Here is a 20,338-nt window from a genome sequence, read left to right as displayed (position 1 = left end):
CCAGAAGGATTCATCGCCGTGTCACTCAGCGTAACACAACTGCTCGAAGGCTCCGGCGCCCGCCCAAAAAAGGGCCTGGGCGCCGTATTCGGCCTCAATTCCGACAGTCGCCGGATCGAGCCTGGCGACATATTCTTCGCCCTGCCGGGCGCCAATGTGCATGGCAACCAGTTCGTGGCCGACGCGGTCAAGCGCGGCGCCCTGGCTGTCATCAGCGACAGCGCGCCCGTAGGCGACCCCGGCGTGCCTGTCATCATCGTCAAGGATGTGCGGGCCTCCTATGCCCGCGCCGCCTCGCGCATTTTCGAGCCGCAGCCGGAAATCACCGTGGCCGTCACCGGCACCAACGGCAAGACCTCTGTCGCCGCCTTCGTGCGCCAGATCTGGCACTATGCCGGCATTGCCGGCGCCAGTGTCGGCACGCTGGGCGTGGATACGGCGACGCGCCATATCGATGGCAGCCTCACCACCCCGGATTCGCGCACGCTGCATCAGTCGATGCGGGCGCTCAAGGCCCAGGGCATCAACCATGTAGCGCTTGAGGCCTCCAGCCACGGGCTCGAACAGCGCCGGCTCGACGGCATCCATTTCGAGGCCGTCGCCTTTACCAATCTCAGCCGCGACCATCTCGACTACCACAAGGACATGGACGCCTATCGCAACGCCAAGCTGCGCCTGTTCACCGACCTGCTGGTCGATGGCGGCGCGGCGATCGTCAATGTCGATGACCCGGAATACGAGCCCTTCATGTTCGCAGCGCTCGGCGCCAGCGCCACGCTGCTGACGGTGGGCCGCGAGGGCGCCTATATCGAAGTGCTCGATATCAAGCCCGAGGGCTATGGCCAGCGCGTCGAGGTTCGTCATGTTGGCGAGAAGCTCAGCTTCCACCTGCCGCTGACCGGGGAGTTCCAGGTCAGCAACGCCATCGTGGCGGCGGCGCTGGCCATGTCCAGCGGCGTCGACAAGGCCCAGGCCTTCCCGGCGCTCAGCGAATTGGTGGGCGCCAAGGGGCGGCTGGAGCTGGTAGCCGAGCATAATGGCGCGGCGGTCTTCATCGACTATTCGCACACCCCGGACGCCCTCAAGACGGCGCTGGAGGCGCTGCGTCCCTATGCGACCAGCAAGCTGACCGTGGTCTTCGGCTGCGGCGGCGATCGCGACAAGGGCAAGCGCCCCCAAATGGGCGCAATCGCCAGCGAGCTTGCCGACAACGTGATCGTGACCGACGACAATCCGCGCACCGAGGATGCCAGGACCATCCGCGCGGAAATCCTCGCCACGGCCAAGGGCGCCAGGGAAATCGGCGACCGCAAGGCGGCGATCACCGAGGCGGTCAAGGGGCTCAAGTCCGGCGACGTCCTGCTCGTCGCGGGCAAGGGACACGAGGACTACCAGATCGTCGGCACGACAAAGACGCATTTCTCCGACCACGAAGTGGTGGCGGAGGCGATCAAGGGGTAAGATTTTGAGCGATCCGCATACTCGATCCCACTCCCTCCCCCTTGCGGGGAGGGCTGGGGTGGGGGACGGTAAGCCCCGATATCGTGGCTCCCATCACCCCCTCCCAACCTCCCCCGTCAAGGGAGAGGAGCCGCATCCAGTTCGCGGGCGCCATTGATGACCCACCCCCTCTACACCATCGCCGACATCCTTGCCGCCACCGGCGGCTCCACCACGCTCGATCCATCCACATCCATCAATTCCATCTCCATCGATTCCCGTGAGCTGGGGCCCGATGCGCTGTTCGTCGCCATCAAGGGCGACCGCTTCGATGGGCATGATTTCGTCGACAAGGCGCTGGAAAATGGCGCCGTCGCCGCCCTGGTCAGCCGGGGCGAGGGCGAAGCGCGCATTGTCGTCCCCGATGCACTTGCGGGCCTCAGCGACCTTGCCCGGGCCGCGCGCGCGCGCAGCCGGGCCATCGTGGTCGGCGTCACCGGCAGCGTCGGCAAGACCACGACCAAGGAAGCCATCCGCATGGTGTTCGAGGCGGCAGGCGCCACCCATGCCTCGATCAAGAGCTTCAACAATCACTGGGGCGTGCCGTTGATGCTGGCGCGCTTTCCCGAAGACGCCCAGTTCGGCGTGTTCGAAATGGGCATGAGCGGGCCGGACGAAATCCGGCCGCTGGCGCAACTGGTCCGGCCCCATGTCGCCGTCATCACCACTATCGCGCCGGCACATCTGGAAGCCTTTGGCTCGCTTGACGGCATTGCCCGCGCCAAGGCCGAGATTTTCGCCGGGCTGGAGCCCGATGGCACCGCCGTCCTCAATGCCGACCACGCCCAGCTTGCCGTGCTGCTCGATGAAGCCAATGCGGCTGGCGTCACCAATATCGTCACCTATGGCGAAGCGCGCGGCGCCGACTGGCGCATCATCGAGGTGGAAACCGCCGCCGATCGCAGCTTTGCCACCATCGAGCATGCGGGCGAGCGCCACGCGCTGGTGCTCAGCGTGCCCGGCCGCCACATGGTCGCCAATGCCACGGCGGCATTGGCGGTAGCGCATCTGGCCGGCGTCGAGCCTGCGGTGGCCCTGCGAGCGCTGGCCGGGTTCGGCGCGCAGCCGGGCCGTGGCGAACGACGCCTGCTCGGTCCATCCGAGCGGCCGCTGCTGCTGATCGATGAAAGCTACAATGCCAATACCGCCTCGATGATGGCGGCCCTCGATGTGTTCGCCGCGCAGGCGGCGCCTGATGGCCGCAAGATACTCATCCTGGGCGACATGCTCGAACTGGGTCCGCAATCGGCGAGCCTGCATGCCAGCCTGATGCCCGCCGTCACCGCGTCGGGGGCCGAGCGGGTCTACCTGGTCGGTCCCGCAATGGCGGCGCTGGCCGGGGCCCTGGGGCCGGGCCGTGTGGCCGCGCATACACAGACGGCCGCAGAGATGGGGGACATCGTGCTCAACGATCTTGCTTATGGCGACGCTCTTATGGTCAAAGGCTCCAACGGCGTGGGGCTTGCTGAAATCGTCGACCGGATCCGCAAGCAGTTCGAAGACAACTGATCCCAGCCAACGAGGACTCTCCGTTTCATGTTGTACTTTCTCGGCCAGTTGGGCGAAGCGTTCGCGGCCTTCAACGTCTTCCGCTACATCACTTTCCGCACTGCGGGCGCCGTCATCACCGCGCTGTTCTTCGTGTTCCTGTTCGGACCGGGGATGATCGCCATGCTGCGCCTCAAGCAGGGGCGGGGCCAGCCGATCCGCGAGGATGGTCCGGCCGGCCACCTGCTGACCAAGAAGGGCACTCCCACCATGGGCGGGCTGATGATCCTGTCGGGCGCGGTGTTTTCGACGCTGCTCTGGGCCAATCTCGCCAATGGCTATGTCTGGGTAGTGCTGTTCGTGACGATCGGCTTCGGCGCCATCGGCTTTTACGACGACTATCTCAAGGTCAAGCGCATGAGCCATGCCGGCTTCGGCGGCAAGCAGCGCCTGCTGCTCGAAGCGCTGATCGGCTGTATCGCCGCCTTCGCCATGTCCCAGCTGTCTTCGGGCGGCTACGGCACCTCGCTGCTGTTCCCCTTCGTCAAGGACCTGGCGCTCAACCTGGGCTATTTCTACATCCTGTTCGGCGGCTTCGTCGTCGTGGCGGCCGGCAATTCGGTCAACCTCACCGATGGTCTTGATGGCCTGGCCATCGTGCCGGTCATGGTTGCCGCCGCATGTTTCGCGCTCATCGCCTATCTCGTGGGCAGCGTGACCTTCTCGGACTATCTGTTGCTCAACTACGTGCCGGGCACGGCTGAGCTGTCGGTGGTCTGCGGCGCGCTGATCGGGGCAGGCCTGGGCTTTCTGTGGTTCAACGCTCCACCGGCCCAGATATTCATGGGCGATACCGGCTCGCTGGCCCTGGGCGGCGCGCTGGGCTCCATAGCCATCGCCACCAAGCACGAAATCGTGCTGGCCATTATCGGCGGGCTGTTCGTGCTTGAAACCGTGTCGGTGATCGTGCAGGTGGCCTCGTTCCGCCTCACCGGCAAGCGCGTGTTCCGCATGGCGCCGATCCACCACCATTTCGAGCATCTCGGCTGGACCGAAAGCCAGGTCGTGATCCGCTTCTGGATCATCTCCTTCGTGCTGGCGCTGATCGGGCTGAGTAGCCTCAAGCTGCGCTAATCCTTCGGCTTGTTCCTGTCATAGGCCTGCCAGGCGCCGCCCATGGCGATGCCGATCGCAATGCCGATGCCGATCCCCATCGCGACATTATCCATCGCGGCACCGATCGCGACGCCAATGGCGATCCCCACGGCAATACCTGCGCCCATGGACATGGCAATCTCCTTGTTCACTGCTGGGGTCAACCATAGCAGGCCCGATACGTTCCCTGAAAAGGGGAAGAGGCGCAGCCGGGGGCTGCGCCTCTTTTAAGGCCGGGCCTGTTCTGGAGCCGGCCGGGCAGGGCCATTCTGGCCTGCCGGGGAGCCCTGCCGCGCCATTGGGGGAATGCGGCGGCAGGGAAGGCTGTTGGCAACTCGCCGTGGTGAGTCAATTGGCGCCGGAAGCGCGTTGGCCCCACGGTAGCGTTGCTAGAAGGGCAGGATGGCGTCCATGGCCTGCTGGCCATAGCGGGGCTGCTGCATGTTGGTGATCTGGCCGCGGCCGCCATAGGAGATGCGGGCCTCGGCGATCTTTGAGGACAGGATCGTGTTGTTGGCCTGGATATCGGAGGGCCGCACGATGCCGGCGACGATGAGGTCGCGCACTTCGAAGTTGACCCGCACTTCCTGGCGCCCCTCGATGACCAGGTTGCCATTGGGCAGTACCTGGGTCACCACGGCGGCGACCGACGTCTCCAGGCTTTCCGAGCGGTTGACCGAGCCGTTGCCGCGATTGGTGAGGCCGGATTCGAAGTCGATGGCGGCGGACGGGTCGATGGCCCCGCCACTGAGATTGTCCACGGCGGCGCCGAAGATACCGCCCATGCCGGCCGAATTGGTCGAGGTGCGGTTCGACTGGGTGGTGTTGGCGATCTGGGCGCTGTCGTCGATGGTCACCATCACCGTCAGGATGTCGCCGATGCGGTGGGCGCGCTCATCCTTGAAGAAGCCCTTGGCCGAGGTGCGATAGAGCGAATTGGGCTGGTAGGTGTCGGCGATCGCTTCCGGCATCGGCATATGCACCGGCTGGTAGCCCGCCGTGGTGGTTGGGTCGGCAATGGCGGTCAGCGGCGGCGCCTGGCCGATGCTGGCAAGCTGGTCCATGGTGCTGCAGGCACCAAGGCTGGCCGCAAGCGTCAGGAGGGTGGCTATCTTGATAAGGTTCATGGGTCTGGTCTCCTGAGGCTTAGAGGCCCGCAACGGTGAGCGGGTCGGCGCTGACTTCGACGGCGCCCGCGGAAATGGCGGTGGCGCTGATGACGCGCTTGGACATGAGGTTGAGAACTTGCATGGGCGCGCCCGAGACGGCGCCGGTGACGGCCTGGCCCTTGACGGTCAGCGTCATCGGGCCCTGGCGGAAGTAGATGGTGACGGGGTCATTCTTGCTGATCAGCAGGGGCACGACGACGTCGGCGGGCTTCAGCATCATGCCGTCGCGGCTCTGCCGCACCAGCGCCTTGCCGACCACGTCTTCCAGCCGAGGGACGCCGGTGCTTTCGACGAATTTCAGCGGCACCGGGCGCATCTCGATATTGCCGGCCGTCAGCAGGGTACCCGCAGGCAGGCTGGCATTGAGATGCGGGGCCTCGATCATCAGTTCGATCGTCCCGCTGAGATCCAGCGGCTGGGCGATGCCGGCAATGGCGAAGCGGGCGGTGAAGGCGCCGGTGCCGGGCAGGTAGCGCAGGCTGATGATGCTGGCCGGCTGCGCCACCGCTTCGGCATTGAGCGGCTGCACCGGCGCCGAAAACAGCGTATCGACGCTCATGCCGGCGCCCAGGATGCCGCGGGCGGCCAGATCGGCGGCGATCAGCTCGGACAGCGCGGCTTCGTCGATGACGGCTGCAGCGCGGGAGACGCGCACGCCGTCGAGGCCACCGGCGTCGAATGTGTCGATGCCGATGCGCGCCAGGGCGGCGTCGATATCGGCGAGGCCCACCAGGCCGCTGGTGCCGGGCAAAGGCGCCCGGAACAGCGCCTGTTCGGCGGCCGCGCCGGCATCCTCGAACATGTCGCCGACCGTGACGATGGCGGCACTGACCACGATATCGGACCTGAGGACCGGGCTGGCCCAGGCGGCGCCTGACAGCATCAGGCCGGCTGTCATGGCGATAGCGGAACGCAGGATCATCTTCACCCCTCCCATCAACGCAGCTGGCTCGTGGCCTGCATCATCTGGTCGGCGCCGGAGATGACGCGGGCGTTCATCTCGTAGGCGCGCTGGGCCGCGATGAGGTCGGCGATTTCGGTGACGGAATTGACGTTGGCCATTTCCAGATACCCCTGCAGCAGGTCGCCTGCGCCGTCGGTATTGGGCACGCTGACTTGCGCCGGGCCACTGGCGGCGGTTTCGAGGAACAGGTTGTCGCCCATCGATTCGAGGCCCGACTTGTTGACGAAGCGCGCCAGCTGGAGCTGGCCGAGCTGGGTGGGGGTGGTGTCATTGTCGAGATAGGCGCTGACCATGCCGTCGGGCGAAATGGCGACGCCGTCGGCGGTGCCGGGAATGGTGATGCCCGGATCGATGGGGTAGCCCGTCGAGGTCACGATCTCGCCCTCGGGCGAGCGTTCGAACGAACCGTCGCGGGTGTAGCCGGTACGGCCATCGGGCAGCTGTACCATGAAGAAGCCTTCACCGCGCACCGCGACGTCGAGTTCGCGCTCGGTGATGTTGACCGTGCCCTGGCTCATCACGCGCGGGGTGGAGACGGTGCGCACGCCGGAACCGATTTCGAGGCCGGCCGGGATCAGCGTGCCCTGGTCCGAGGTCGGCGAGCCGGCGCGGGTGACCTGCTGGTAGAGCAGGTCCTCGAACTCGGCGCGCTGGCGCTTGTAGCCGGTGGTCCGCATGTTGGCGATATTGTTGGAAATGACTTCGACGTTGCGTTCCTGGGCGCTCATGCCGGTCGATGCGATATAGAGGGCTTTCATGGCATATCCTCAGGGTTAGCTGTTGGCGTCGCCAAGGCGCTGGATGGCGCTGCGGCGCAGTTCATCCTGCTTCTGGGCAAGGTTGGCGGCCGATTCATAGGCGCGGGTCACGCGGATCATCTCGGCCATTTCGGAGACGCCCGAGACGTTGGAGCGCTCCACGAAGCCCTGCATGGCCCTAGTATTGGTAGCCGCGACCGGCGTGCCGCCGGCAAACAGGTTGTTGCCCTCGCGGGTCAGTTCCTGCGGATTGGCGAATTCGACGAGACGGAGGCGTCCCTTGGGGCCGGCGCTGGAGCTGACCGAACCGTCGGCGGCGATCAGGATGCCGTTTTCCTCGGGGCCGAACTGGATCGGGCCGGCTTCGCCGAGCACCGGATTGCCGTTGAGGTCGACCAGGGTGCCGTTGGCGCTGAGCTGGAAGGCGCCGGATTTGCTCCAGCGTTCGCCGCCAGGCGTTTGCACGGCAAAGAAGCCGTCGCCATTGAGGGCGACATCGAGATCGTTGCCGGTCTGCACCATGGCGCCACCGGCCAGATCGTGGATCGTGGCCCAGTCCTGCACATAGGAGAGGGGCTGGTCGAGGCGCGGGAAATCCTGGTCGCGGGCGACCGGCATCACATATTCCTCGAACAGGATATTCTCTGCCTTGAAGCCGGTCGTGTTGATGTTGGCCATGTTGTTGGCCACCACATCCATCTGCCGCTGCAGCGCGATCTGCCTGGACAGGCTGATCAGTTGCGCATTCTCGATCATTGCTGATCCCCGGAATGTTAACGTCCCCGAGACTGCCCACTTCCCCAAGCAAACGGCCTCGCCATTCACATTGCAGAAACCATGCCAGCCGGTGAAATTTAATAAAATCAAAGAGATAGCGATCAGGCGGGGTTAGCCCTGCTGCGCTAGTCTTTCCGGGGCAGGCAAAAGCTGCCCGGCAAATTTTGCCGCTTCGGGTCAGTTTGTAACCAATCGTTAACCATCGGGCGCTTAGCTGGACGAACAGCCGGAATCGTCCGGAAAAGCCTCATATTCTGGCAGGTTGGCATGGCCGCTGAAGCAGACCTTGAAGACGGTGCCCCAGCCCGGAAGGGGATCCCGAAGCTCTTCATCATCATCGGTGCGGCGGCGATCGTCGTGCTGCTGGGCGGGGCGGGGCTCTATTTCTTCCTGTCATCCTCCTCCGCGCCGGCGGTGGACGCCGAGGGCGCGGCAACTGCCGACGAGCAAGCGGCTGCGGCTGCGGCTGCGGCGGGCCATACCTTCATCTTCAACCTGCCGCCCATGATCGTGAACCTGCATGACGAGAACGGTCAGAGCGGCGCATTCATGAAGCTCACCATCGCGCTCGAAGTCGCCAATCAGGAAATGATGCTCGAGATCCAGCCGCGCATGGCCAAGGTGGTCGATGCCTTCCAGATTTACCTGCGCGAACTGCGCCGCTCGGACCTCGAGGGGTCCGCCGGGGTCTATCGCCTCAAGGAAGAGCTGCTGCGCCGCGTCAATGTGGCGATCTATCCAAGCCGCGTCGAATCCGTCCTGTTCAAGGAAATTCTGGTGCAGTAATGGCGGGCCCCACCGAGCAGGACAAACTCGCCGAAGACTGGGGGCTCGATGATACGGCCCCCGGCGCCAGCATGGCCGATGTCGTCAGCGACGACGATATGACCGACGACGAGCGCGCGGCCGCCGCCGCCGCCGAATGGGCAGCGATGCTCGAGGGCGACAATGGCGACGGCGAGGGTGGCCCCGACCGGGTGCTCAACCAGGACGAAATCGATAGCCTGCTCGGGTTTGACGCCAGCGTGGGCAGCAATGTCGAGCTGACCGGGGTCCAGGCCCTGATCAATTCGGCGCTGGTCAGCTACGAGCGCCTGCCGATGCTCGAAATCGTCTTCGACCGCCTGGTGCGGCTGGCGACGACCTCCCTGCGCAATTTCACCTCCGACAATGTCGAAGTCACCATGGACTCGATTTCGTCGGTCCGCTTCGGCGATTATCTCAATTCCATTCCGCTGCCGGCCATTCTCTCGGTCATCAAGGCCGAGGAATGGGAGAATTATGGCCTGCTGACGGTCGATTCCAGCCTCATCTACTCCATGATCGACGTGCTGCTGGGCGGCCGCCGCATCGGTGGCAATATCCGCGTCGAGGGCCGGCCCTATACCACCATCGAAATGGCGCTGGCCCGCAAGATGATCGAGCTTATCCTCGATGATACCCATCGCGCCTTCGAGCCGGTGACGCAGGTCAATTTCAAGCTCGAGCGCATGGAGACCAATCCGCGCTTCGCTGCCATTTCGCGGCCCGGCAATGCCGCTATCCTGATCGAGCTGCGCATCGAGATGGACGATCGCGGCGGCAAGATCGAAATTCTGCTGCCCTACGCCACCATCGAGCCCATTCGCGAACAACTGCTGCAGATGTTCATGGGTGAAAAGTTCGGCCGCGACCCGATCTGGGAAGGCCACCTGGCGACCGAGATTTATGCCGCCGATGTCGAGATCGAAGCGGTGCTGCATGAGCAGGACCTCCCGCTCTCGCGCATGCTGGCGATGAAGCCGGGCGACACCGTGATGTTCGAGCGGTCGCCCAACGATCCGGTGCGGCTGCGCTGCGGCGATGTCGATCTCACCGAGGCCATCATGGGCCATATCGGCAACCACGTATCCGTGCGGGTGTCGCGCCCGCTTAACCCGCCCAAGGTCACCATGGCGGCCTTCGAGGCGATTGACGAGAAAATGGAACAACAACGATGATGTTCGGCTTGCCTCTCGGGCTGCTCGTGGAAAGCGCCGTCGCCGTCCTGCTCGCGCTGACAATCGGATATTGCATCGTGCTCAACCAGCGTCTCAAGCGCCTGCACGCCGACAAGGACGTGATGCGCCAGATGGTGGCCGACCTGGTGGGGGCCACCAACCTCGCCAACCAGGCGATCAAGGAGCTCAAGCAGACGGCCGTCGAGGCCGACCTGTCGCTCAATTCGCGGCTCGAGGAAGCCGAGCGCTTCGGCATCGAGCTGGCCAATCACGTCAATGCCGGCACGGTGCTGATGGAGCGTATCGCCAAGATCACCAGCGTTGCCCGCCACAGCCAGGCCATCGAGCCGGTGGAACAGCCCAACAAGGTGCAGTCTGCCCTTGAGCAGCTTTCGGCGCGTGTGCGGACCCGCGGAGTTGCCGCGTGACCAGGATTCGCCTGCTCCCTGTCGTCGTCATGGCCATTGCCGCCCTGCTGGTGCTCAAGACCCTGGGTCTCGTCACCAATGGCAGCTATGTGCTCGGCGGCGTCAGCGTGGTGCAGGCGGCAGGCGCCAGTGGCGCCAGCGAGGCGGGAACCACCGAGGCCGATCTGACGGTGACGCCGGTGGGCGAGCCGACCATGGAAGATACCAGCCCCACCCTCGCCGATTCCGCCCCGACCATCGGTGAGCAGCCGGCCGAGGCGAGCAGCGATCATGGCGCGCCCGCAGCCGAAGGCGGGGATGCGGCGGTTGAAGCGGCTCTGCCGGCCATCGGCGCGGCGCCGGCCCCCGACATGGCGGTCCCCGGCGCTGCGTCGAGCATTTATTGCGTCGAATCCGACGCCACCATCACCGATAGCGGGGAAGTGGTCCTGCAGGGTATGTCCACCGAGCTTGCCAGCGGTGGGCAGGCCAAGGCCGAACCCGCGCCCGTGCCCGAAGGCAGCTTTGCTGCCCAGATGGCCGCCGATTGCCTGCCTTCGGGCGATGTGGTGCCCATGGAGATCACGACGGGTGGCGACGTCGTGCCATTGGCCGGCGCCGATGGCGTATCGGCGACTGAACAGCAGCTGCTCGAGCGGCTGACCGCCCGCCGGACCGAGCTGCAGCAATATGAGAGCGATCTGGCGCTGCGCGCCTCCATCGTCGATGCCGCCGAAAAGCGCATCGCGGAGCGGGCATCGACGCTTGAGGCCCTGGAAGCGCAGATTTCCACTCTGGTCGATCAGCGCACCGAAATGGAAACCGGCCAGTTTGCCGGCATCGTGGCGATGTACGAGGCCATGCGGCCCAAGGACGCCGCCAATATCTTCAACGAGCTCGACATGGAGGTGCTGCTGCGCGTCGCCAAGACCATGAATCCGCGCAAGATGGCGCCGATCCTGGCGGAAATGTTACCGGCGCGAGCGCAGGAACTGACGGTGCAGATGGCGGCGCTGGCGGACAAGCCGGCAACCGAAATGACACCCGACGATCTGGCTGCCTTGCCGCAGATCGTGGGTCAATAATGCTTTATCGTTCGGCGTAAGGTGACGTTAAGCACGGAGCGATAGGGTCGGCACAGAATATGTGTAACCCATGCGTTTTGTGATCCCGGAGCCGAAGGCTTCGCCATGAGACGCACAGAGTGCGTCGGGCGGGCAGAAGCCGGTGAAGACCGCAATCATGGCTGGTTTGCGGCACGCGAGGCGGGCCGTCCTGGTTGGCGCTATCGCGGTGCTGGGCCTGGTTGCGCCCGTTTTCGCCCAGGAACAGGGCCAGCTCTTCGCCACGCAGGAAGACGGCTATGGCCGCCTGATCCTCAGCTTTCCCGGCCGTGACGACCTCCCCGACTATACGATGCGCATCGAGAATGGTGTGCTGTCCCTCGAATTCGACGAGAAGGTGTCGGTCATCCTGCCCGATGTCGGTACGACGATGGGGCAGTATCTGTCGGTGGCGCGCGTCGATCCGGACGGGATGGGGCTGCGCCTGGGCCTGCGCTCGGCCTTCACTTTCAATCGCATCGAGGCCGGTGAAAAGCTCTTCATCGATCTGTTGCCGACCACCTGGCAGGGCATGCCGCCCGCTCTGCCGCAGGAAATCATCGACGAGCTGGCCGAGCGGGCCCGGCTCGCCGCCATCCGTGCCGAGCGCGAGCGCAAGGCTGCCGATGTGGTGGAGCTCGACCCCCGGGCCAGCGTCCGGGTTGGCCGCAACCCCACTTTCATGCGCATCCAGTTCGACTGGACCGTGCCGACGACGGCCGAATATGTCCAGGAAGGCGACGTCAGCCATATCGCCTTCGAATGGCCTGTCGGCGTCGACCTGCGCGATCTGGCGGTCAATCTGCCCCCCGAAATCGCCTCCGTGGAAAGCGCGGTCAGCCCCGATGGCGCCATGGTGTCGCTGACCCTGGCCGAGGGCATCACCCCGCGCTTCTATGAAAATTCGCCGCGCCAGTTCGTTCTCGATATCGATATTGCCGGGGTCAGCCTGCCCAGCTTTACCGCCGCCAGCCTGGCCGATGGCGTGGCGGCGGAGGCCGAGCCCGAGGTCGAGACGCCCGGCGGGCCCGACGAGGCCCAGGTCGACAAGCTCTTCCCCGAAAGCGCGGCGCGCACCGTGACGCCGTTTGTCAGCGTGCTGGGCTCGACCGTCCGCGTGGTGTTTCCGTTCGAGCAGGATACGCCGGCCGCCGTGTTCCGCCGCGGCGACACGGTCTGGATGATGTTTGACACCGTCTCGGGCATCCTGCCGCCTGATCACTCCGAGGAACTCGATGCCCTGGCCAGGGAATTTGCCGTGGTGACGTCTGGCGATACGCAGGTCGTTCGAGTGGAACTGTCGCAGGATCGGCTGGCGACGCTCGGCTCGGAGGGCATGGCCTGGGTGCTGTCGCTGGGCGACATCATGCTGACGCCGACCGAGCCGATCGAGCTCAGCCGCCGCCGCGACATCGAGGGTAATTTCGAGGTCGTGGCCGATGTGGCGCGTCCGGCCCGCATTCACGATTTCCGCGACCCGCTGGTGGGCGACATGCTCAAGGTCGTCACCGCCTATCCGCCCGCGCGCGGCGTGACCCGCACGCTCGACTATGTCGAATTCTCCGCCCTGCGGAGCGTGCATGGCCTCGTCATCAAGCCGAAAAGCCCCGAGCTGGACATTGCCCTCGAAAGCGATCTGGCGGTGCTGTCCACCGCAGGCGGGCTCACCGTCTCGGCGGTCGATGCGCCGCGCACCATCGGCAATGGCATTACCGAAAGCCTGCGCGGCAGTTTCGTGGATTTGGGGGCATTGGAAGAAAAGGACTTCGGCGTCCTCAACGATCACGTCGAGGCCCTGCTGGTCGCGGCGGCCGATGGCGAGGGCAGGGAGCGCGACATCGCCCGCCTGGACCTGGCGCAGTATTATGTCGCGAACCGCTTTGCCCACGAAGCGCTGGGGGTCCTCGATGTGATGGAATCCGAGCTCGAGGCCGAAGACCTGACGCGCAAGCTGCGCATAACGCGCGCCATTGCCGATACACTGGCCAACCGCCCGGCCGATGCGCTCAGCATCCTCAATTCCACCGGCGTCGGGCAGGAGCTCGACGCGCTGCTGTGGCGCACCATGGCCCGAGTGGAATCCTACGATTTCAAGGGCGCGCGGTTCGACGCCATCGAAGCCAACAGCATCGTCGAGAATTATCCGCTCTGGGTCCGCAACAAGTTCTACTTCGCCGCCCTGCGCGCCGCCGTCGAGACCGACGACATGGCGCTGGCCGAGCGTTTCCTCAACCAGATCGACTTCGCCAGCCTCGATCCCGAGGATTCCAGCCTCTATCACCTGATGTCGGGCCGGATCGACGAGGGCCGCGACCGGATTTCGGAAGCGATCGACACCTATGGCCAGGTGATCGCCGCAGATATCCGTCCCACGCGGGCCGAGGCCATCTATCGCACCCTGCGCCTGCTCGACGAGCAGGGCACGCTCGACCTGGCCAAGGCCACCGATACGCTGTCGGCGGAATCGCTGCTGTGGCGGGGCAACCCGCTGGAAGCGGACATGCAGACCATGCTGGCGGATTTCTATTTCCGCGATGGCGACTACCGGCAGGGCTTTGAAACCGTGCGGCAGGCCGTTGCCAATTATCCCGAGAGCCCGCCGGTCAATGCCCTGCGCGACACGGCGCAACAGATGTTCAGCGAGCTGTTCCTCGATGGCGTCGCCGACTCGCTGGGCCCCATCGATGCGCTCAGCCTCTACTACGATTTCCGCCAGCTGACGCCGCCCGGCGCCCGCGGCGACGAGATGATCCGCAACCTGGCCCGCCGGCTGGTGCGCGTCGACCTGCTGGCGCAGGCGGCCGAATTGCTCGAATACCAGCTCGAAAACCGCCTGCGCGGTGTCGCCCGCACCCAGATCGCCGCCGACCTGGCCGTCATCTACCTGGCCGATCGCCGGCCACAGGAGGCCTTGCGCGTGCTCAACGAGACGCGGCTGCCGGATTTGCCGGAATCGCTGCAGCGCCAGCGGCGCATTCTCGAAGCCCGCGCCATGATCGATGGTGGCCGCGACCAGCTGGCGCTCGATCTGCTGCGCGATATGGATGGCCGCGACGCGACCCTGCTGCGCATCGACGCGCACTGGAAGGCCAAACGTTACGACCGGGCCAGCGAGATGCTGGAGGCGCTCTATGCCGAGCAGCCCGCCGGTGTGCCCCTGGGCCAGCCCGTGCGGCTCGGGCTGATCAAGGCCGCTGTCGGTTTTGCCCTGTCGGGCGACGCTTTCGGGCTGTCGCGCCTGCGTGCCAAGTTCGGCGATGCCATGGTGGTGACGCCGGAATGGCCGATGTTTGACCTGGTCACCGGGCAGGTCGCCGTCACCAGCCTCGAATTCAAGGCCGTGGCCAGCCAGGTCGCCGATGTCGGCGGCATCAACGCCTTCCTGGCCTCCTATCGCGAAACCTATGCCGGCGAAGGCGCCCTGGCCCCCATCAACGCCGCCGAGCCGAGCGCGGGCCTGGCGAGCCTGTAGCTCCTGGCAGCTTCCGCAAACTCGGTGTCATCCCGGCCTTGAGCCGGGATCCATCCTGAGATGGTCTTATTCGGCAGGATCTCGAGATGGGCCCGGGCTCAAGGCCGGGGTGACATCGCGAGTATGGCTAACCTTGAGCGTACCCCGCTACCCACTCACGAAACTGCGCACCAGCGATCCCGCCACCAGATACCAGCCATCGACCAGCACGAAGAAGATCAGCTTGAACGGCAGCGAGATCACCACCGGCGGCAGCATCATCATGCCCATGCTCATCAGCACCGATGCCACCACCATGTCGATGACGACGAAGGGCAGGAACAGGAGGAATCCGATCTCGAAGGCACGCCGCAATTCGGAGATCATGAAGGCCGGGATCAGCAGCTGCAGTGGGATCGCCTCGGGCTCGTCGGGCACCGGTGCATCGGTCAGGTCGAAAAACAGGGTCAGGTCCTGCTCGCGCACATTGGCGCGCATGAATTCGTGCAGCGGGGCGCTGCCCAGCTCAAACGCCTCGGCGATCTCGATGTCGCCGGCCAGCAGCGGCGCGATGCCCTGGTCATAGGTCTGCTGCAAAGTCGGCTGCATGACGAAGATGGTCAGGAACAGTGCCAGCGACACCATCACCGAATTGGGCGGGGCCGTCTGCAGCCCGATCGCCGTGCGCAGCAGCGACAGCACCACCACGATGCGGGTGAAACTGGTGACCATCACCAGGATGGACGGCGCCAGCGACAGCAGCGTGATGAGGCCGATGATCTGGACGGCGCGTTCGGTGATCGTCGTGTCGTCGCCGAAGTCGATCGACACGTCCTGGCCGAAGGCGATGGTCGGGATCAGCGCCGCGAGCGCAAAGGCAATGAGGCCGGCATAGGGTGTGAGCCGCCGCAGGCGCGACGGCAGCGCCTCAGTTCCGGTTTGCCTCGCTGTTGTCCTCGACAAGGTCGGTGCCTTCTACGTCATGCCGCGCGTTGTCCTCTTTAGCTGAGTCGGCGGCCGGCACGACCGGAGGGGACGAGTTTTCGGGGGAAACCGGCATTTCCATTTCGCTGACCGGGCGGAGCAGACCGGTATGGCGCAGCGACAGGTGCGCGCGCTTGTTGGTGGGCTGCCCCAGGTCGCGCAGGCGCTCGATGGCGGTGCCGGGAGCCGCGGGGGCCGGTTCGGCGGGCGGCACCACCACGACGGGCGCCGGGGCGGCGGGCGCGGCCTTGGCCGGCGCGGGCTTGCGGGTGGCCACCATGGGGATGGGGCGCCGCGTCGGCTGCGCCGCCGGAGTCTCTTCCACGGCAATGCCGGTTTCCACCACCACATCCTGCGCGCCACCGGTGAGGATCAGGTGTTCCACATTGTCCCGCCTGATGATCAGCAATTGCCGCTTGGGGTCGAGCGCCAGCGAATCCACCACCGCCAGCCGCCGGTTGCGGCCACGGGTGACATTGCCCGAGGCGCGGAACAGCAGCTTGAGCAGCCACAGCACCAGCAGGATGGCCACGATGACCGCGCCGAGCGCGAAGATCGCGGTGAGGAAACTGTTGCCTGAGCCACTGAACAGGCTGGTGATGAATTGCATGTCGGCTCCAAATCGCGTTCCGCCCGAATCCGGCGGCATATATTGCCTATCACATAAGGCAAATGTGCAGAATGCGAGGCTGCAGCTGCCCTAAACCGCTCGGGTTAACGCTTGATTAACCATAGGTCGGCAAGATTTGCCCATCACGCCGCGCTTAAAGCGACTCCGGGGGACTCGGCCAATGGGCCTCATGAACATGCCGGTCTTTTCGGCGCTCACCGACAAGATGCGCTGGCACCAGACCCGTCAAGGCCTCCTGGCCGAGAATGTGGCCAATGCGGAAACCCCCGGCTATCGCGGGCATGACCTGGCCCAGTACGATTTTGCCGATCGAGAATCCGGCTTTTCCGCCGCCACGGTCACCACCTCGGCGACCCAGCCCATGCACTTTTCCGTGTCCAGCAGCGAAGGGGGCGCCTTTGACGCCCAGCGCATGGCCAATTTCGAGATCACCCCGGAAGGCAATGGGGTGACGCTCGAAGACGAGATGATGAAGGTCACGACCAACCTGATGGACTACCAGGCCGCGACCAGCCTCTACCAGAAATCGATCAAGATCCTCAAAACGGCCTTGGGCCGGCAGGCCTGAGAGAGCTAGCGCCACATGGACTTCAATTCATCGCTCCGCATCGCCGCTACCGGGCTTCACGCCCAGACGGCCCGCATGCGCGTCATCGCCGAAAACCTCGCCAATGCCGATTCCGCCGGCAAGGCGCCGGGGGACGAACCCTATCGCCGCCGCATCCCGACCTTCGAGGCGAGCTTCGATCCCGATGTCGGCGGCAAGATCGTCGAGGTGGGCAATCTCGCCTATGACATGAGCGATTTCACCTCGCGCTACGAGCCCGGCCACCCGGCCGCCGACGCCAGCGGCTATGTGCAATATCCCAACGTCAATCCGCTGATCGAGGCGATGGACATGCGCGAGGCCCAGCGCACCTACGAGGCCAATCTCAACGTCGTCACCGTCACGCGACAGATGCTCGGGCGCACGCTCGACATCCTGCGCGGCTGACGGGGAAGCGCGACGAGAGAGTTCAGGAGCAATAGATGGCCATCAATACCCCCTTTAACGCCGCCACCGCCGCCTATGGCAATGCCAGCCGGCTGATCAACCAGGCCGCCCGCCCGCAGACCGATCTCACCGCCATGACCTCGGGCGGCAATGGCACCAATTTCGCCGACATGCTGGCCCAGCAGGTGCAGGGCGTGGTCGATACCGGCGCGGCCAGCGACCGGATGGCCATCGACATGGTCAACGGCAAGGCCAATGTCGTCGACATGGTGACGGCCCTCAGCGAGACCGAAATGGCCATCGAAAGCATGGTCACCGTCCGCGACCGCGTCATCTCCGCCTACGAAGAAATCATGCGGATGCCGATCTAGGAACCACCATTGTCTCGCCCAGTCCTTGCGTCATTCCCGCGAAAGCAGGAATCTCCCTCGGTACTGGGTGGAAAGGGAGATTCCCGCTTTCGCGGGAATGACGCGGCAGGCGTACAATGACCGCGGACGACGATTCGTCCGGCAGGAACCGACAATGACCGGCGCAGAAGTTCTCGACATAGCCAGCGACGGCATCTGGACGCTGATCATCGTGTCGGCGCCGATGATGCTGGTGGGCCTGGTCGTCGGCGTCATCATCGCGCTGTTCCAGGCGCTGACCCAGATCCAGGAACAGACCCTGGTCTTCGTGCCAAAGATCATCGCCATCTTCGTCACCATGCTGCTGACCCTGCCGTTTCTCGGTGCCACCATGGGCGGCTACATGAACCGCGTGGTCGACATGATCATCGTGGGCGGCTGAGCGTGACCGTCGGCCTCGATTGGCTGCCCGATACGGCCTTTATCTATATCCTGCTGTTCACGCGCATCGGCGCCATCCTCATGCTGATGCCGGCGCTCGGCGAGGACATGATCCCGATGCGCATGCGCCTCAGCTTCGCGCTGGCCTTTACGCTGGTGGTCTATCCGCTGCTGTCGGCCAGCATGCCCGCGATGCCCGCCGACTTCATGAACATTGTCGGCCTCATCTTTCACGAACTGGCCATCGGCATCATGCTGGGCGCCATCGTTCGCATCACTGTCATGGCGACGCAGGTGGCCGGGGCGATTATCGCCTTCCAGACCGGCCTTTCCAGCGCCATGGCGGCCGATCCGACCCAGGTCGGCGTGCAGGGCGCCATCTTCGGCAGCTTCCTCAGCTTTTTGGGCATGGTGCTGATCTTCGCCACCGACCTGCATCATGTGGCCCTGGCCGCGACCTATGACAGCTACGTGGTGTTTCCGCTCGATACGCCCCTGATGTTCGACGACGCGGCCCAATTGGCGATCCGCACCGTGTCGGGCGCATTCAGTGTGGGCATCCAGATGGCCGCGCCCTTCATCGTCTTCGGGCTCGTCTTCAATCTCGGCGCCGGCATCCTCGCCCGGCTCATGCCGGCTTTGCAGGTGTTCTTCCTGCTGATGCCGGCCAATATCATGATCGGCCTCGTGCTGTTCGCCATGCTCCTCACCATGATGATGGGCTGGTATCTCAGCCATTTCGAAGCCCATCTCGCCATGTGGAGGGGTTAGAGGGTGCCCCGAAATCCACGTCAGGACGAGCCGAGAGGGGGGGGCGAGAACCGGCGTGCAGCCAATCGCCGCTCGCAGGCCGTCATTACGTGGATAGCGGGGTATCCTGATGTCTAGCGAGGCCCCCGAACAGGACGCCAAAACAGAAGACCCTTCCCAGAAGAAGCTTGAGGACGCCCACAAGAAGGGCGATGTCGCCAAGAGCCAGGAAGTGGTCACCTGGTTCATGCTGCTCGGCTCGGCCGCCATCTTCGCCATGATGGCGCCGGGCACCGCCGCCAGCCTGTCGGAATCGCTCAAGCTCATCATCATGAATGCCGACCAGTTCGAGCTGGGCGGGGCGGGCTTTGCGGCCTTCTTCAACGGGCTGGCGCTGGCACTGATCGGCACCGTGCTCATACCGCTCGTCGTACTCTCGACCTGCGCCATCCTCGCCAACCTGATCCAGCATCGGCCGTTGTTTTCAGCCGAGCCGATCACCCCGAAGCTCTCCAAGATTTCGCCCCTGGCCGGGGCCAAGAGGCTCTTCTCCATCGAGTCGCTGGTCAATTTCGGCAAGGGCCTGCTCAAGATCGGCATCGTCGGCACCGTGGTCATCATGGTGGTGTGGCCCGAGCGCGACCGGCTCGACACCATGATGACGGCCGATCCACTGATGATCCTGGCCGATTTCCAGGAAATCGGGATCAAGATTTTCGTGGCGGTGCTGGCCATCGTCACCGTCATCGCCTTTGCCGATTATCTCTATGTCCGCCAGAAATGGTGGAAGAAGCTGATGATGACGGTCCAGGAGACGCGCGACGAATACAAGCAGATGGAGGGCGACCCCCATATCAAGGGCAAGCTGCGCCAATTGCGCCAGGAACGCTCGCGCCGGCGCATGATGGCGGCGGTCCCCGATGCCACCGTGGTCATCACCAACCCGACCCACTTTGCCGTGGCGCTCAAATACGACAAGGGCATGAAAGCCCCCAGATGCGTGGCCAAGGGCGCCGATGCCGTGGCCTTGCGCATCCGCGAACTGGCCAGGGAGCACGACGTGCCCATCGTCGAAAACCCGCCGCTGGCGCGCGCGCTGTTCGCCAGCGTCGATGTCGACGACGCCATCCCCAACGAACATTTCAAGGCCGTCGCCGAAGTCATCGGCTTCGTCATGCGCCTCAAGCGCGGGGCAGGGTGGAAGGCGAACTGATTATGGCCCCGATGGTGCAAGGGCCGCCGAACCCACCCTCCCCCTTGTGGGGAGGGAAGCGAGATAGGACTTAGCGTCAGCTAAGTCCGTTGAATCGAGCAGGGTGGGGGTATCTCTCCGCCAACTCAGTGCGTGTGGCCCACCCCCACCCTTGATCCCCCCACAAGGGGGAGGGTGTCGACTGCGGCATCGGGGCCAAATCCTGCACACCTTGGCCCCCCCCC

At 64.8% G+C, this 20,338-nt stretch carries 21 protein-coding genes; 14 read left to right on the top strand and 7 right to left on the bottom strand.

Annotated features, from left to right (window positions below):
- Positions 1-18 precede the first annotated feature (18 nt).
- The 3 genes from ASD04_RS05140 (at position 19) to mraY (ending at position 4,122) form a co-directional block, all read left to right on the top strand.
- The gene (locus ASD04_RS05140; protein ID WP_082531006.1) at positions 19-1,461 is read left to right on the top strand and encodes a UDP-N-acetylmuramoyl-L-alanyl-D-glutamate--2,6-diaminopimelate ligase; all 1,443 of its coding nucleotides are present in this window, start codon (positions 19-21) and stop codon (positions 1,459-1,461) included.
- A gap of 156 nt (positions 1,462-1,617) precedes the next feature.
- Positions 1,618-3,009 (top strand): UDP-N-acetylmuramoyl-tripeptide--D-alanyl-D-alanine ligase, encoded by a 1,392-nt coding sequence (murF, locus tag ASD04_RS05135; RefSeq protein ID WP_056253537.1) that lies wholly within the window; start codon positions 1,618-1,620, stop codon positions 3,007-3,009.
- Positions 3,010-3,036: 27 nt separating this feature from the next.
- Positions 3,037-4,122 carry a phospho-N-acetylmuramoyl-pentapeptide-transferase gene (mraY, locus tag ASD04_RS05130; protein WP_056253536.1) on the top strand — a complete coding sequence of 362 codons (1,086 nt, stop codon included), beginning with the start codon at positions 3,037-3,039 and terminating at the stop codon, positions 4,120-4,122.
- On the opposite strand, the gene ASD04_RS19690 is transcribed toward mraY, so the two are convergent.
- From ASD04_RS19690 to flgF, 5 genes are all read right to left on the bottom strand, one after another.
- On the bottom strand, positions 4,119-4,277 hold the full coding sequence (locus ASD04_RS19690; protein WP_200940251.1) for a hypothetical protein: 159 nt from the start codon (positions 4,275-4,277) through the stop codon (positions 4,119-4,121). The two genes, mraY and ASD04_RS19690, sit on opposite strands and share 4 nt — an antisense overlap.
- A gap of 255 nt (positions 4,278-4,532) precedes the next feature.
- A complete protein-coding gene (flgH, locus tag ASD04_RS05125) occupies positions 4,533-5,270 on the bottom strand; it encodes a flagellar basal body L-ring protein FlgH (protein WP_056253533.1) in 738 nt (245 codons plus the stop codon).
- Positions 5,271-5,289: 19 nt separating this feature from the next.
- Positions 5,290-6,234, bottom strand: coding sequence for a flagellar basal body P-ring formation chaperone FlgA (gene flgA, locus ASD04_RS05120; RefSeq protein ID WP_056253530.1), 945 nt, complete (start codon positions 6,232-6,234; stop codon positions 5,290-5,292).
- Between the two features lie 14 nt (positions 6,235-6,248).
- A complete protein-coding gene (gene flgG, locus ASD04_RS05115; protein WP_056253527.1) occupies positions 6,249-7,034 on the bottom strand; it encodes a flagellar basal-body rod protein FlgG in 786 nt (261 codons plus the stop codon).
- Positions 7,035-7,049: 15 nt separating this feature from the next.
- A complete protein-coding gene (gene flgF, locus ASD04_RS05110) occupies positions 7,050-7,787 on the bottom strand; it encodes a flagellar basal-body rod protein FlgF (RefSeq protein ID WP_056255418.1) in 738 nt (245 codons plus the stop codon).
- 291 nt (positions 7,788-8,078) lie between these two features.
- On the opposite strand from flgF, the gene ASD04_RS05105 reads away from it, so the two are divergent.
- From ASD04_RS05105 to ASD04_RS05085, 5 genes are all read left to right on the top strand, one after another.
- Entirely contained in the window at positions 8,079-8,597 is a 519-nt protein-coding gene (locus ASD04_RS05105) for a flagellar basal body-associated FliL family protein (protein ID WP_056253525.1), read from the top strand.
- The gene (gene fliM, locus ASD04_RS05100; RefSeq protein ID WP_056253522.1) at positions 8,597-9,790 is read left to right on the top strand and encodes a flagellar motor switch protein FliM; all 1,194 of its coding nucleotides are present in this window, start codon (positions 8,597-8,599) and stop codon (positions 9,788-9,790) included. The genes ASD04_RS05105 and fliM overlap by 1 nt, the downstream gene beginning before the upstream one ends.
- Entirely contained in the window at positions 9,787-10,218 is a 432-nt protein-coding gene (locus ASD04_RS05095; protein WP_056253519.1) for a DUF6468 domain-containing protein, read from the top strand. The genes fliM and ASD04_RS05095 overlap by 4 nt, the downstream gene beginning before the upstream one ends.
- The gene (locus ASD04_RS05090; RefSeq protein WP_056253517.1) at positions 10,215-11,282 is read left to right on the top strand and encodes a hypothetical protein; all 1,068 of its coding nucleotides are present in this window, start codon (positions 10,215-10,217) and stop codon (positions 11,280-11,282) included. The genes ASD04_RS05095 and ASD04_RS05090 overlap by 4 nt, the downstream gene beginning before the upstream one ends.
- A gap of 157 nt (positions 11,283-11,439) precedes the next feature.
- Complete coding sequence (locus tag ASD04_RS05085; protein ID WP_162245107.1) at positions 11,440-14,772, top strand: hypothetical protein; 3,333 nt, start codon at positions 11,440-11,442, stop codon at positions 14,770-14,772.
- Between the two features lie 147 nt (positions 14,773-14,919).
- On the opposite strand, the gene fliP is transcribed toward ASD04_RS05085, so the two are convergent.
- Together fliP and ASD04_RS05075 are read right to left on the bottom strand one after the other, a co-directional pair.
- A complete protein-coding gene (gene fliP / locus ASD04_RS05080) occupies positions 14,920-15,633 on the bottom strand; it encodes a flagellar type III secretion system pore protein FliP (RefSeq protein WP_244488277.1) in 714 nt (237 codons plus the stop codon).
- Between the two features lie 46 nt (positions 15,634-15,679).
- On the bottom strand, positions 15,680-16,345 hold the full coding sequence (locus tag ASD04_RS05075) for a flagellar biosynthetic protein FliO (RefSeq protein ID WP_056253511.1): 666 nt from the start codon (positions 16,343-16,345) through the stop codon (positions 15,680-15,682).
- Positions 16,346-16,526: 181 nt separating this feature from the next.
- On the opposite strand from ASD04_RS05075, the gene flgB reads away from it, so the two are divergent.
- The 6 genes from flgB (at position 16,527) to flhB (ending at position 20,114) form a co-directional block, all read left to right on the top strand.
- Entirely contained in the window at positions 16,527-16,934 is a 408-nt protein-coding gene (gene flgB, locus ASD04_RS05070) for a flagellar basal body rod protein FlgB (protein ID WP_056253507.1), read from the top strand.
- Between the two features lie 15 nt (positions 16,935-16,949).
- Positions 16,950-17,360, top strand: a complete 411-nt coding sequence (gene flgC, locus ASD04_RS05065; protein WP_056253503.1) for a flagellar basal body rod protein FlgC — start codon at positions 16,950-16,952, stop codon at positions 17,358-17,360.
- Between the two features lie 35 nt (positions 17,361-17,395).
- Positions 17,396-17,731: a flagellar hook-basal body complex protein FliE gene (gene fliE, locus ASD04_RS05060; protein WP_200940234.1), complete on the top strand. Its 336-nt coding sequence runs from the start codon at positions 17,396-17,398 to the stop codon at positions 17,729-17,731.
- 154 nt (positions 17,732-17,885) lie between these two features.
- Positions 17,886-18,152: a flagellar biosynthesis protein FliQ gene (gene fliQ / locus ASD04_RS05055; protein ID WP_056232176.1), complete on the top strand. Its 267-nt coding sequence runs from the start codon at positions 17,886-17,888 to the stop codon at positions 18,150-18,152.
- A gap of 2 nt (positions 18,153-18,154) precedes the next feature.
- Positions 18,155-18,922, top strand: coding sequence for a flagellar biosynthetic protein FliR (gene fliR, locus ASD04_RS05050; RefSeq protein ID WP_056253501.1), 768 nt, complete (start codon positions 18,155-18,157; stop codon positions 18,920-18,922).
- Positions 18,923-19,031: 109 nt separating this feature from the next.
- Complete coding sequence (gene flhB / locus ASD04_RS05045; RefSeq protein ID WP_056253498.1) at positions 19,032-20,114, top strand: flagellar biosynthesis protein FlhB; 1,083 nt, start codon at positions 19,032-19,034, stop codon at positions 20,112-20,114.
- Positions 20,115-20,338 lie beyond the last annotated feature (224 nt).

This window comes from Devosia sp. Root436, from assembly GCF_001426345.1.
GTDB lineage: Bacteria > Pseudomonadota > Alphaproteobacteria > Rhizobiales > Devosiaceae > Devosia.
Note: the sequence above shows the minus strand (reverse complement) of the source record. Positions and strands in the feature narration are given on the sequence as shown.